General features: G+C 39.0%; 12 protein-coding genes. 2 read left to right on the forward strand and 10 right to left on the reverse strand.

Going from position 1 to position 14197, the window contains the following annotated elements:
* Positions 1-2: 2 nt before the first annotated feature.
* Positions 3-1148: an amidohydrolase family protein gene (locus ACSVDH_RS24670; RefSeq protein ID WP_439252825.1), complete on the reverse strand. Its 1146-nt coding sequence runs from the start codon at positions 1146-1148 to the stop codon at positions 3-5.
* 263 nt (positions 1149-1411) lie between these two features.
* Entirely contained in the window at positions 1412-2080 is a 669-nt protein-coding gene (locus ACSVDH_RS24675) for a TetR/AcrR family transcriptional regulator (protein ID WP_439252824.1), read from the reverse strand.
* A gap of 576 nt (positions 2081-2656) precedes the next feature.
* Between ACSVDH_RS24675 and ACSVDH_RS24680 the strand changes: the two genes are divergently transcribed.
* Positions 2657-3817 carry a sulfite reductase subunit alpha gene (locus tag ACSVDH_RS24680; protein WP_439252823.1) on the forward strand — a complete coding sequence of 387 codons (1161 nt, stop codon included), beginning with the start codon at positions 2657-2659 and terminating at the stop codon, positions 3815-3817.
* A 76-nt stretch (positions 3818-3893) separates the two neighbouring features.
* Here the strand turns inward: ACSVDH_RS24680 and ystJ are convergent, their stop codons facing one another.
* From ystJ to ACSVDH_RS24705, 5 genes are all read right to left on the reverse strand, one after another.
* Complete coding sequence (gene ystJ, locus ACSVDH_RS24685; protein WP_439252822.1) at positions 3894-5138, reverse strand: NADP-dependent malic enzyme; 1245 nt, start codon at positions 5136-5138, stop codon at positions 3894-3896.
* 199 nt (positions 5139-5337) lie between these two features.
* Positions 5338-5499: a hypothetical protein gene (locus tag ACSVDH_RS24690; protein WP_299091009.1), complete on the reverse strand. Its 162-nt coding sequence runs from the start codon at positions 5497-5499 to the stop codon at positions 5338-5340.
* Positions 5500-5652: 153 nt separating this feature from the next.
* Entirely contained in the window at positions 5653-6177 is a 525-nt protein-coding gene (locus ACSVDH_RS24695; protein ID WP_439252821.1) for an acyl-CoA thioesterase, read from the reverse strand.
* Between the two features lie 147 nt (positions 6178-6324).
* The gene (gene odhB, locus ACSVDH_RS24700; protein WP_439252820.1) at positions 6325-7572 is read right to left on the reverse strand and encodes a 2-oxoglutarate dehydrogenase complex dihydrolipoyllysine-residue succinyltransferase; all 1248 of its coding nucleotides are present in this window, start codon (positions 7570-7572) and stop codon (positions 6325-6327) included.
* A gap of 89 nt (positions 7573-7661) precedes the next feature.
* Positions 7662-10535 carry a 2-oxoglutarate dehydrogenase E1 component gene (locus tag ACSVDH_RS24705; protein WP_439252819.1) on the reverse strand — a complete coding sequence of 958 codons (2874 nt, stop codon included), beginning with the start codon at positions 10533-10535 and terminating at the stop codon, positions 7662-7664.
* A gap of 152 nt (positions 10536-10687) precedes the next feature.
* On the opposite strand from ACSVDH_RS24705, the gene ACSVDH_RS24710 reads away from it, so the two are divergent.
* Entirely contained in the window at positions 10688-11572 is an 885-nt protein-coding gene (locus ACSVDH_RS24710; protein WP_439252818.1) for a LysR family transcriptional regulator, read from the forward strand.
* Between the two features lie 168 nt (positions 11573-11740).
* Here the strand turns inward: ACSVDH_RS24710 and ACSVDH_RS24715 are convergent, their stop codons facing one another.
* The 3 genes from ACSVDH_RS24715 to ACSVDH_RS24725 form a co-directional block, all read right to left on the reverse strand.
* Positions 11741-12355, reverse strand: a complete 615-nt coding sequence (locus ACSVDH_RS24715; RefSeq protein WP_439252817.1) for an RraA family protein — start codon at positions 12353-12355, stop codon at positions 11741-11743.
* Between the two features lie 62 nt (positions 12356-12417).
* Positions 12418-12660 (reverse strand): HPr family phosphocarrier protein, encoded by a 243-nt coding sequence (locus ACSVDH_RS24720; RefSeq protein WP_439252816.1) that lies wholly within the window; start codon positions 12658-12660, stop codon positions 12418-12420.
* 6 nt (positions 12661-12666) lie between these two features.
* Positions 12667-14193 carry a tripartite tricarboxylate transporter permease gene (locus ACSVDH_RS24725; RefSeq protein WP_439252814.1) on the reverse strand — a complete coding sequence of 509 codons (1527 nt, stop codon included), beginning with the start codon at positions 14191-14193 and terminating at the stop codon, positions 12667-12669.
* Between the last annotated feature and the right edge of the window lie 4 nt (positions 14194-14197).

The following is a 14197-nucleotide window of genomic DNA, read 5'->3' on the forward strand; positions in this document are numbered from 1 at the left end:
TACTACCGATTAAAGTTGTACGTATTTAAAGCATTTTCATAGAAAATTTTATTTTTTAATTCTTTTGGAAACGTATTGAATACCCGATCTGCTTCATCTCCGTCCCAGTGTGGATAATCACTGCAGTAAAGAAGCATATCCTCAATCCCAGCCATTTGAATGATTTCGAATAAATCTTTAGGACGATACGGTTCTTCAATTGGCTGCGTTCCTAAGCGGACATTTCGTTTAATATATTCGCTAGGCAATTCTTTTACCCACGGTACTTCCTCACGAAGTGTCTTCCAGTTTTTATCTATTCTCCACAGAAGTGGCGCAATCCCAGCGACACCATATTCTACAAATACAAATTTTAGGTTAGGGAACTTATCAAAAACCCCTTCACAAACTAAACTAACTATATTTCTTTGAGCATTGAACCCTAAACAAGTATGCCATTCCATGTAAGTTGATGCCGGACCTACTGCTTGTGCTGGGCCGTTCTCCCCTGAGGCCTCAGAATCTGGGTGGATAAGCATTTGCAGTCCATAGTGTTCCGCAGCTTCATAAATAGGATATAAACTTCTATTGCCAAATGGAATAGTAGTAGTTTGTAAATTAACGGCTACAACCCCTGGTTTTTTCCCGATTCTTTCAATTTCCTTTACTGCTGCTACAGGATCAAGAGGTGATACAAGCATAGACATCTTATACCTGCTGTCTTTTTCAATCCAATTCTCATATTGCCAATCATTAAAAGCTGTATTAAATCCATTAGCGATATCGATATTGTGAAAAGCACCCATTGTTGCATTACATGAATTCAAAATTCCATATTGTGTGTTTGAACGATCAAACAAATCTTTCGCTACAAATTCAGGATCAGAACCTGGGATAGCCCCTTCTGGTGAAAAAGCATCTCCACGTACAACCGAAACTGGGTTGATATATCTGCATTCAGGGAAGCGAAATTCTGCTGCAGAGATTAACTTTCCGTTAAATGCTCCTTTTTTAAATTTACCAATATTTAAACGCTTTTGAAGCGACTCATCACAATATGGTACAAGATCATCAAGTGAATTTAAATAAGAATGAACATCAGAATCAATAACCAACTGTTTTGTCTTTGTAGAACCTGTAACACTCTTTTCGTTAATTGCATTAATCATTTTCATTACTCCTCTCATAATCAACGTTTTTGTCATTTTCATAGTCACTAAATAAACTTCTAAATTTGCGTGTTTGAAAACGCTTTTAAAATCTAGATTTTTTAATGATCGCGATTTCTTATTCACAGTATAATTCGTTTTTTAGCTTATGTAAATATCAAAATAAAAAAATTTTTTAACTTTTTTCTGCTATCCTCCACACTTTGTACAAAATCAAAAAGAGGTAGAAAAACTAGTTTTTCCACCTCTAAACAAAAAATTAATTACATACTATCTACTTTATTTACCGTATTAAAAGTTATATCCCGTATATATTCCATCGTCTTTCTCGAAGCTTCTTCAGGTGTATAAGTTACCCGTTTGTTAAGGAGAGATGTAATCATCCCTTGCCATATCAAGATTGTTATTTCACTAAGGTTTTCAACATCTTCTTTTTTAAATACACCTTTTTCTGCATATTTTTCTAGAACTTCTCTACTTCTTTTACTTAAGTTTTGCTCAGTAAGAATTACCTCTAATTCTTCCGGAAGTTGAATCGTATCAAATTGATATGTGGAAGAGTAATATTTTATCAGTTCCTCCGGATGTTCTCCTAGATCTGCGATAAATATTGCATAATATAATTCAGGTTCCCTAAATGAATGGTCACAAAAACATTCCCACCCTGCTAAATATTTTTCTAATGGATCTTTTGCTCTTGAAGTATATTTAGGTAAATCCTTAATATAGTCCTCTACGAAGCGCATTCCTGCAAAAAATATAAGATGGGAAACTTCCGAAAAATAATTATAGATCGTAGAACTTGTGTATCCTGCTTCTTTTGCAATTTTTCTTATACTGATATTTTTGATTCCTTCTTCTTTTATTAGTTTAGCCGTTGCATCAATAAAATAATTTATCATTCGTTCAATTTGTTTTTCACTTCTCGCCATTAAATTGCCCTCCATTTTTTCATCTAAAAAGTCATTTATATATGTGTATGAATCACAAATAGTAAAAGATAAACTTAAATTATATTATGCATTTCACATAACTTCGAGGCATATGTTCTCTATTATTAAGAGATTTATTTAAATACATAAGTAAGATTATCGCAATAAACTTTATGATCTTGATCAAAAACTTTATTGCGATAATAACACAGATTTAATAACTAAACAAGCTGCAACGCCAGTCTATCAAATGCTCATGCCAAGTAGTATCTTGTTGAGTATAGAAAGAGTAAACCGCTTATCTATATTTTTAATTAAAATGCTTGAGAATGCTCAACAGCTTAAGTCTTAATATGGATCGTTGGGAATTGTCATGGTAGACTTAACCCAAGGTAAAGCGATTTCAGTTTTTACGTCGATTAAAATAGACATGCCATTGCTAAAAGTTAAGAAAATGATAAAAATCAATTGTAAACTTTCCATTTTCTATTCTATAATGATCTTATACTTTTTTGATCACGATCATTATTTGATCTAGATCTTTATAAATCAGATTTTAGACAGGAGAAGATGATCATGCAATTTACTGAAGCGAATAAGATGATAACAGCTTTTTCAAGAACAAATCCATTTCAAGCAAAAGTTCTCAAAAATATTAACTTAAATAAAGCTAGCTCGAATAAAGAAACTAGGCATATCGAGTTATCTTTAAGTAGCTCTGGCCTTTCCTATGTCCCAGGGGATACCCTTGGCATTATCCCTCAAAATGATCCGGAATTAGTTGCTTCCCTTCTTAAGGAAATGGAGTGGGATGAAGAAACGCCAGTAACCATTAATAAGGAGGGTCATACACTTCCATTAAAGGAAGCGCTAACAACTCACTTTGAAATTACACTTCTGACCAAAAAGATTTTACAGCAAGCAGCGGAGTTAACAGAAAACGAAGAGTTACAAAGACTGGTGCTAGTTGAAAATGCAAACCAACTAAAAGAATATACCAGCGGACGCGATTTGCTTGATATGCTGCGTGACTTCGGTCCATGGAACGCTTCTGCTGAGAAAATTGTATCTCTACTAAGGAAGATGACACCACGTCTTTATTCAATTGCAAGCAGCATTGCAGCCAACCCTGGGGAAGTGCATCTCACCATCGGTGCTGTACGCTACACAGCTCACGGACGCGAACGAAAAGGAGTTTGTTCTGTTTTTGTTGCTGAACGAATTCAAGAAGGAGATACCCTTCCTATATTTATTCAACCAAATAAACACTTTTATCTGCCGGATTCCGGGGATAGAGACATTATTATGGTTGGTCCAGGGACAGGTATTGCACCATTCCGTTCTTTTATTCAGGAACGAGCAGTAACTAAAGCAACAGGCAGATCGTGGCTATTTTTTGGAGAACAGTATACAGCGTCGGATTTCTTGTATCAAAACGAGTTAGAGCATTATCAAAAAGATGGGGTACTAACAAAATTAGATACTGCCTTCTCCCGTGATACGGAGGAAAAAATATATGTACAGCATAGAATGCTTGAAAACAGCAAAGAATTGTTCGAATGGCTGAAAAACGGAGCCTACTTCTACGTTTGTGGTGATAAACTAAATATGGCAAAAGACGTACACAACACGCTTATTAGGGTTATAGAAAAAGAAGGTGCAATGACCCATGAAGAAGCTGAAGCGTATCTAAATGAGATGAAGAAACAAGGACGTTACCAACGTGATGTGTATTAATATAAATGAATGATACAAAATACTTAAGGACATGGTAAAATACCATGTCCTTTTAACTTCGCTCTTAGTTGATTTCTTAACTCACTACTGTAGTTTTTTCTGCTAAGGGTAATAGACGCATTTTGATTTCTTCTCCATTTACATGCTTTTGCGCAACACCTGATTTTATTGCTGCGTCAGCAACGGCTGCCGCTACATAAGCGGCCACTCTGCTGTCAAATGGATCTGGAATGACATAATCGCTATGAAGGTCCTTCTCATCAATTAATCCAGCAATTGCATAAACAGCTGCAAGCTTCATTTCTTCATTGATTTCTTTTGCAAGAACATCTAAAGCTCCCCGAAAAATACCAGGGAATGCAAGCACATTATTGACCTGGTTGGGAAAATCAGAACGTCCTGTTCCTACTACCAGTGCCCCCGATTCTTTTGCCTCCTGCGGCATAATTTCCGGTACAGGATTCGCCATGGCAAAAATGATTGGATCATGATTCATTGAACGAACCATTTCTTTTGTAATAGCACCTGCTGCTGAGACTCCCACAAATACATCTGCACCCACAAGCGCATCTGCTAATATACCTTGTTTTTGTTCTCTATTGGTCATGCGGGCCATTTCCTCTTTAAATAGGTTCATTCCCACAGGGCGCCCTTCATAAATGATTCCTTTTGTATCACATAAAACAACATCTTTTGTCCCCATATGAAGAAGCAGCTTAACAATCGCCACCCCTGCAGCACCCGCACCGTTTACGACAACTCGAATATCTTCAATTTTTTTATTCGCTAGCTTTAACGCATTGATTAAACCGGCAGCCGTTACTATTGCAGTACCGTGCTGGTCATCGTGAAAAATCGGAATATTACAAGCTTTTCGTAAGCGATCCTCAATTTCAAAGCATTGTGGTGCCGCAATATCCTCTAAATTAACTCCACCAAACGTTGGCTCCAATAATTTGACAACTTCAACAATTTTATCTGGATCAGTTGTATCCAGACAAATAGGGAAGGCATCCACATCAGCAAATGACTTGAATAATAATGATTTACCTTCCATTACCGGCATAGAGGCTTTCGGGCCAATATTGCCAAGGCCAAGTACAGCTGTTCCGTTCGAGACAACCGCAACAAGATTCCCCTTCATGGTATAATCATACACTTTGCTTTCATCTTCATGTATTTCGATGCAAGGCTCTGCTACCCCTGGTGAATAAGCTAGACTTAAATCTTTTGCATTTCGTACAGCCACTTTAGAGTGGACACCAAGCTTTCCTTGATTTTCCTTGTGCATCTTTAATGCTTCTTCACGCAATGTGGACATCTTATGACTCTCCTTCAATTAGTGTAATAGATCATGATTTTATGAGATAAGGACTCTTCGTACATGTTTAAAAGGCAGAACGACTAAACCACTATTTCCTTATATCTGGGCCTAGAGTATCTGAAAAAATGCGTTAACTGGAACGAAGAAAACACCTTTGGGTTCAATTTGTTTTCCTCTTATTTACATAGTAAGGATCTTAGACCGTTGCAATTTGAAATCGATGATCATCAAAGTAAATAATTTCGGAAAGAATCTTGCTGCTGCCTTGGATGTTGTCGAACATTTCCCTTGCTTCTTTTTCTGTGTCAAATTCAAACATTGTCATGTTAGCCTTTGAATAGTGAATAATGACCCACACAATAAATTCCCCCATAGATAACGTTTCATGATTTCCTATAAAAGATAGATCAGTAATTCATAAACCAGCAGTATAATCTTTATTTATCATTCCAAATTTATTGTCATCATGATGATTCAAAACCAAACTGAATTCTGTACCTTAGCCAAACCACTACATGATATGTAAATCCCATGGCTGATTTGTTGTTAAAAACGCAGCTAGTTCCTTACTTTTTTGTTTTCTTTCTTTACGCATCCTTGCTCGCTCTGGCGCGGTTTCATGTAACTTTTTCTCTTCTTCTGTTTCAGGAATTACTTGTGGAACACGTGTTGGACGTTTTTGTTCATCAAGTGCGACAAATGTTAAGAGGGCAGTCGCTGCCATTTTACGCTTACCGCTTTTTAAGTCTTCTGCGATAATTTTCACAAATACTTCCATTGACGATGTGCCTGTCCATGTCACATAGGATTCGAAACAGACTGAATCTGTAGGTTGAACAGGGTGTAAAAAATCAACTGAATCAGTGGAAGCCGTTACACATTCTTTCCGGCTATGGCGCGCTGCGGAAATGGAAGCAATTTGGTCCACATCACTCATTAATTTTCCGCCAAATAACGTATTATGATTATTTACATCGTTTGGGAATACACGACTTGTTCGTATCACACGTGATTCTTTACAATATTTTGCTTCCATACCTACATCCCCTTAAAACATATCAATCTATTGACGCTGTTGATTACCCCACTCATGACCTGGGGCTTTGAAAACTTATTTTAGCTTCTCTATTAGAATCAAGCGCTCATTACAGAGAAGCTATATCACAATCATTTTATTTAAATTTTATCCTTCTAATAATAAAGACTCCGGATCCTCCAACAGCTCTTTGATCATAGCCAGGAAGCTAACAGCTTCTTTGCCATCGACAATGCGATGATCATATGAAAGAGCAATATACATCATTGGACGGTTTTCTATTCGATCATGATCGATAGCGACCGGTCTTGTTTGAATCTTATGCATACCGAGAATCCCTACTTGTGGAGCGTTTAGGATCGGTGTTGACATTAATGATCCAAATACTCCGCCATTTGTAATGGTAAATGTACCGCCTTGTAAATCTTTTAAGGAGAGGGCATTGTCTCGTGCTTTTTTGCCGAGATTGCTAATATCTCTTTCAATTTCAGCGAAACTTTTTTGATTCGCATCACGCACAACCGGTACAACTAATCCTTCAGGAGCTGCTACTGCGATTCCAATATCATAAAATTTCTTAATAACAAGCTCATCACCTTGAATTTCGGCATTCAAAAGCGGGTATTTCTTTAAAGCTGCGACAACGGCTTTCGTAAAGAACGACATGAATCCTAGGCGAACATCATGTTTTTCAAAAAAGGCATCTTTCCGTTTTTTTCGTAACTCCATAACGGCAGTCATATCGACTTCGTTAAATGTCGTTAACATCGCAGCAGTATGCTGGACTTCAACGAGACGTTTGGCAATGGTTTGACGACGGCGGGACATTTTTATACGTTCCATCGGTTTGTCGTTCTCGTGATCTGCCTGTATAGCGGCTGGCTTGGAACTTGCCTTTTCTACTTGTGGCTCTTCCTTTGCAACAGGTGTCTGCGTGTGTGCTTTTACATCGTGCGGTCTGATTCTTCCAAGTGGATCACTGCTGACTACCTGATTTAAATCAATTCCTAGTTCTCTTGCCAGTTTTCTTGCCGACGGAGAAGCAATCGGTTGGGCTGCTTTTGGAAGTTCTGCTGCTGGAGGGGTACTCGCAGGCTGAACCTCTTCCGTTAACGATTTTTCCGGAGCTGCTGGAACAGCTGGCGCTTCGCCTTCTGCAACTTTGTCTTCTAAAATGGCGATTACATCCCCTACCTCTACTGTATCTCCAGGCTCCTTAAGTACTTTAGTTACGACACCTGAGTATTCTGTGTTTACTTCTAAATTGACTTTGTCTGTTTCAAGTTCTACTACACTATCACCTTTGGACACTTTATCACCAATCGTAACTAGCCATTCTAAAATAGTTCCCTCTGTAATGGATTCTGCTAGATCTGGTACTTTGATTTCAAACATGTGATTTCTCCTCCCGGCCTTTTTATCTTCATAGTTTAATAATGTGTTAACCAGTCTCCGTCTCGCTTGTAATGGTTAGTTTATAACATTTATATTCCTTGTTTTTGTGTATCTACTATACTTTCAATTGTCAACGTTTGTTGGACAATGCGTTCTTGTTCTTTTTTATGAACTAGCGGGTCACCGCCTGCTGGGCTGGAACGATCTGGACGTCCAATGTACCCTACTTTTAAGCTGCCAGAAGCAAGCTCAAACAGCTTTGGTGCGATATAATGCCATGCTCCCATATTTTTCGGTTCTTCTTGCACCCAGACTATTTCTTCTAGGTTCAGATACCGCTTTAAGATTGCTTTTACTTTTTCTTTTGGAAATGGATACAATTGTTCGATGCGAATGATGTGTATCTCATCCAGGCTTTGATTTTCTTTAGTCGCTTCAATTTCTACTGCCAAATCAATCGCCATTTTACCGGTTGTGAATACTAAACGCTTCACTTTGTTCACTTTAGTTCCAAGCTGAGGCTGTTCCACTACCGTTCGGAAATTACCTTCGCTAAGCTCTTTGCCGACAGAGGCGGTCAGTGGGTGACGCAACAGACTTTTTGGCGTCATAATCACTAACGGTCGAACAAACTCTGTTCCCAAAATAGCTCCCTGACGACGTAAAATATGAAAATATTGGGCTGCACTTGTCAAGTTCGCAACTGTCCAGTTATTTTCAGCTGCCAACTGTAAAAAGCGTTCCGGACGGGCGCTGGAGTGTTCAGGACCTTGCCCTTCATAACCGTGAGGCAACAGGAGGACGAGGCCTGATTTTTGACCCCATTTCGCTCTCGCTGCGGAAATGAATTGATCAAAGAGCGCCTGGGCGGTGTTGGCAAAGTCACCGTATTGCGCTTCCCAAATCACAAGTGTTTCAGGTGCAAACACATTGTAGCCATATTCAAAACCAACAACTCCTGCTTCTGACAGAGGGCTATTGTGAACCGCAAACGAAGCACGAGCTTGCGGGATACGATGCAAAGGTGAAAAGGTTTCGTTTGTTTCAGTGTCATGCAGTACAATGTGACGCTGGGCAAACGTTCCACGCTCCGAATCCTGACCGGTTAGACGAATTGGCGTGCCCTCTTTTAGTAACGTTGCGAATGCCAGAGCTTCCGCTACCGCCCATTCTACTTTTCCGTTCTGTTCTAAGGCGTTTTCACGACGTTCCAGAATACGCTTTAATTTTGGATACACATGAAACCCTTCCGGCCATTTCAGTAATGCCTGATTTAATTCGCGAAGAGCATCAAGCGGCACCTTCGTTTCGATACTTGGAATTCCTTTAGCAATAACCCCTGGTACATTTACTTCTGCGACTGGTTCCTCTCGCTTCTTCTCTGACGCTTTTTCAAACTCGGCTTGCAAGGTTTCTTGCACGCGGCGATCGATTTGTTGTATTTCTTCTTGATTAAGAGTGCCGTTTGCCTTTAATTGTTCCGCATATAATGCTTTTACGGTTGGATGCTTTGTCACTTTTTTGTAAACCTGCGGCTGGGTGACCGCCGGATCATCCATTTCATTATGTCCAAAGCGTCGATATCCGACTAAATCAATCAAAAAGTCTTTTCGGAAGCGTACCCGGTATTGATAGGCAAGATAGATGGCTGCCAGACAAGCTTCCGGGTCATCGGCATTCACGTGTACAACAGGAATTTCGTATCCTTTCGCCAGGTCACTTGCATATCTTGTGAAACGGGAATCATGGCTGTCTGTCGTAAAACCGACCATGTTGTTGGCAATAATATGGATGGTTCCTCCTGTTTGATATCCTTTTAATCCCCCTAAATTCAAGGTTTCGGCAACAATTCCCTGACCAGGAAATGCCGCATCACCGTGGACTAAAATCGCAAACGCTTTTGATGTATCCTGTCTAGGGTAGCCGGCTTGATGGCGTTCTTCTTGAGCGGCTCTAGCAAATCCCTCTACAACCGGATCGACAAATTCAAGATGGCTAGGGTTATTCGCTAAAGTAATCCGGGTACGAACCGAACCAAAACCTTCCATAAATCGGTCTCTGCCTAAATGGTATTTCACATCTCCAGTCCATCCCTCGCTAATATCGAGCAAATCTTCTGATGGACCTTGTGGTTTTGCGGAGGAGTGCTGAAATTCAGAGAAAATCTTATGATAAGGTTTTTCCAACACATGAGCCAGGACACTTAAACGTCCGCGGTGGGCCATCCCAATCATGACATTGTGAACGCCATCCGCTGCACCTTCATGAATCGCATCTTCGAGCATCGGCACGAGCATGTCGACTCCTTCAATCGAGAATCGTTTTTGACCAACAAACGTTTTGTGTAAAAACTGTTCAAATCCTTCTACTTCTGCCAGCCGCTCTAACAAGTTTTTACGTTCTTCTTTTGATCGTGCACGTTTTAAAACACCACTTTCCACCATCTGCGTTAACCAAGTTCGTTCTTCCATATTGTGTACATGACCGAACTCGTAGGACAAAGAGCCCGTGTAGACATTCTTTAGTTGGTTTACTGCATCAAGTGCGTTGTGTATCCCTGTTGGAACGTCTGTCAATACCAATTCGGCTGGAATCGCTTTCAAATCTTCCTCACTTAACCCATATTGTTCAGGAGTTGGTAAAGCGGAATCATTCCCATTACTTTCTAACGGGTTAATTCGCGCGCCTAAGTGTCCATATGAACGGATGTTATCAAGCAGTTTTACTGCTTTTATTATTTTTTTCGTATCTGTCAAATCGTTAGGAACAGGACTTGAACTTTTCACGCTTTGTTGTTTTTCTTCCACGAATAAAGGAGGACCCCAACTTACAAATAGCTCCTTTAATTCTGGACTAACGGTGTCAGCATCATTTACATACAACTCATATTGTTCCATTACATAGCCAAGGTTCGGACCATGAAAATTCGCCCAAGGATTTTGTTGATTTTTCTGTATTGTCAATTACAATACCCCCATTGATTTGTATTGTATGATTTGATAAATAAGTATTGATTGCTTACAAATAAGGATAATGCAATAATTGAAATAAATAAAATAGTGAAAAATTATATAGAAATATAAAAAAAAAATATATCGCAAGGATTGTGGAATTGATGGATTATCGTGATTGGGAAATACTGAAGGTTCTTTATAGCCAAAAAAATATAACAAAAGCAGCCAGGCTTTTATTTATTACCCAACCAGCATTAACAAACCGTTTAAAGCATATGCAGGAAGAATTGGGTGTTAAAATCGTAACCCGTGAAAGCAGAGGAGTTCATTTTACCCCTCAAGGAGAATATCTTGTCCAATGTGCGGACGAGGCCCTTGCTCATTATCAAAAAGTCAAAGAAACAGTCCAAAATATGAGCAATAATTCCAGTAATGAAGTTGCGGGGACATTAAAATTGGGTGTATCAAATTTTTTTGCCAATTATGAACTTCCTTATATTTTAAAATTATTTAAAATGCACTATCCCCATGTTGAATTTAAGGTGATTACAGGATGGAGCAGAGACGTCACTCAACTGATACACAATAAAGATGTTCATATCAGCTTTATTCGCGGGGACTATGGTTGGAGAGGGTTAATGAAACATCTATTATTTGAAGAAACAATATGTATTACCTCAAAGGAAGAAATAGATATTTCGGAACTTCCCCATCTTCCAAAAATCGAATATAAAGGGGATTACTTATTAAAATCAATAGAAGATCATTGGTGGGCTGAAAACTTTGCTCAAGAACCCTTTATTAGTATAGCAGTCGACCAAGTTGATACCTGTAAGCAAATGGTGATCAACGGTTTAGGGTATGGAATCTTGTCCAGCAGGGTACTTACCGGGATTGATGATTTATATAAAATAGACTTAACTGATCAGAATGGAAATCCTATCATGCGAAGAACGTGGATGTATTACCATGAGGAATCGCTGGAATGGAATGTTGTTAATACCTTCGTCAATTTTATTAAAAATTTCGATTGGAAAGAGAAATAACTACTTCCTAAAAACCTTTGTTCATTTTATACAAGGGTTAAAAGTATATATTTTTTACTAAGTGTTCTTAAACTTTATAAAATAACCAAGGGAATGGCGAAATTTCAAATTTACCATTCCCTTTCTTGTTTTTTATCATTTTTTACTGTTTTTTCCAATTTTACCATTTCACTTCGAAAGAAACTCATCGAGATATTTGATGACTTCTTCTCGCTTTCCAGAAACTTTTTCAGCCCTTTCTCTATCGAATGCTAATTTTTCTGAGGACTTAACCAATACTTCTTGTTCCATTTCCTGCGGAATAATGACCACTCCATCAGCATCACCGACAATAAGATCACCTGGGTGAACAGTAACTCCCCCACATGAAATCGGTACATTTAACTCTCCAAGTCCCGCTTTTCCGCTAGCTGCAATTGTCGTTCCTTTGCAAAAAACCGGGAAGTTTAATTGCTTTATTCCTTCAATATCACGGATAACTCCATCAACAACAATACCGTTGATCCCTAATGTCTGTGCCATTCCGACAATAAAATCACCAGCAATCGCACGGTAAGTATCACCTTTTGCATCCACCACTAAGACATCTCCTGGCTTCGCCTCCCGAATGGCTTTTAAAAAGACAAGGTTATCACCTACCGGCATTTTGACAGTAAATGCCCGTCCGGCTACACGATATTCTTCTTTTAGCGATTTAATCGAAGAATCTAAGTTATTAAGTCCTTGCATAGCATCAGATATACATGTTGTTGGAATTTCTTCAAATTGTTTTACGATACTCATAAATATTATCTCCTATTCTATTATATTAACTTCATAAAGCTGCTCTCGATTCCTCATCCATCTTAATTGATTTCAACGACTAAACGATGTTTTTTATAAACATCAGCCATGGCCTCCTTCGCTTCCTTTTCATCAGTTCCATGGATTTCAAGTATATAGGTTGGGGAACTGAGTAATGTTAAACTTAACCCGAGAATACTTTTTACATCGAGATTTTTATCACTTGTTCTTAATACATTGCTGGACTTGAATTTATTTGCTGCTTGATTTATCTCTACGATGGCTCTTGTTTCAATTCCGCTCATAAGATCTCAAGCCTCCTCATTTATGATGATATTCTTTCCTCTCATTTTTAAAAGCAACGGGATGATGACCCACAGCCCTGCAATACTTAGAAATACAAGTGAGATCGGATTTTCTAAAAAGACCATAAAATCCCCATTTGATGTCGTTAAAGCACGCCTCATATTGTTTTCAATCATAGGACCTAACACCAATCCGAGAACAACTGGTGCAAGTGGAAAATCATTTTTTTGCAAATAATATCCAGACACCCCGCACACAAGTAACAACATTAAATCAAATGTGGAATATTGAACGGCATATACACCAAAAAATGAGATAGCAATAATAATAGGCAATAAGTACTTTGCTGGTGTTTCAATAATCTTGGCAAATACCTTAACAAGCGGCATATTTAGGATCAGCAACATGACATTTCCGATAAACATACTCGCTATCAATCCCCAGGCAACTTGAGGATGCTCCTCAAATAGCAGAGGACCTGGTTGGACATTATACATAATTAATGCCCCCATCAGGATAGCCGTTGTACCTGAACCAGGTATTCCAAGAGTAAGAAGCGGAATCATTGCCCCTCCTGACGCAGCATTATTGGCAGATTCCGGTGCAGCTACCCCTTCTATGGCCCCTTTTCCAAACTTTGATGGATTTTTACTAAGCTTTTTTTCCATAATATAAGAAAAAAATGATGCTAACGTGGCCCCAGCTCCAGGCAGAACACCAATAAAAAATCCTAATAGAGAACTGCGGGTAATTGGTGCAGCACTATCCTTCAAATCCTGACGGGTAGGTAAAATCCGTCCTACTTTTGAAACTTCCCCTTCATCAGAATCCTTTTCCAGTACCGTTTTAAATACTTCACCAAGTGCGAACAGTCCAACAGCAATCGTAAGAAATTCCAAACCTGAATATAAATTCGGGTTATTATAAGTAAACCGGGCAACCCCAGAAACATTGTCCAAGCCAATAGTCGCAAGCAGCAAACCAAAAACAGTCATCATTAACGCTTTTGTCATTGATTTTCCAGCTAAACCGCTAACAGCACATAGTCCTAAAATCATTAAGGAGAAATACTCAGATGGACCAAATTTAAGAGCCAGTTCAGATAATGGTTTTGCCATCATGGCAAGTCCTACTATTGAGACAACTCCTGCCACAAAAGAGCCAATGGCTGCAATGGAGAGGGCAGCACCTGCTCTTCCCTGTTTCGCCATTTGGTAGCCATCCAACGCCGTTACTACAGATGAGGATTCCCCTGGAGTATTTAAAAGAATTGAAGTTGTTGATCCGCCATACATGGCTCCATAATAAACACCGGCTAACAGGATTATTGAACTTGTTGCAGCAGATGACGGGTCAAGACCACTCGTAATCGAGGCGGTCACCGGAATGAGCAAGGCTACACCGCTCATCGGCCCGATACCCGGAAGTACGCCAACAGCCGTTCCAATTAACACACCTATAAGTGCAAAAACTAAATTATGCCACTGCAATGCTGTTGAAAAACCATCTGTTAAAAATTGCAACGTTTCCATCTGG

Source organism: Metabacillus sp. Hm71, from assembly GCF_051842955.2.
GTDB lineage: Bacteria > Bacillota > Bacilli > Bacillales > Bacillaceae > Metabacillus.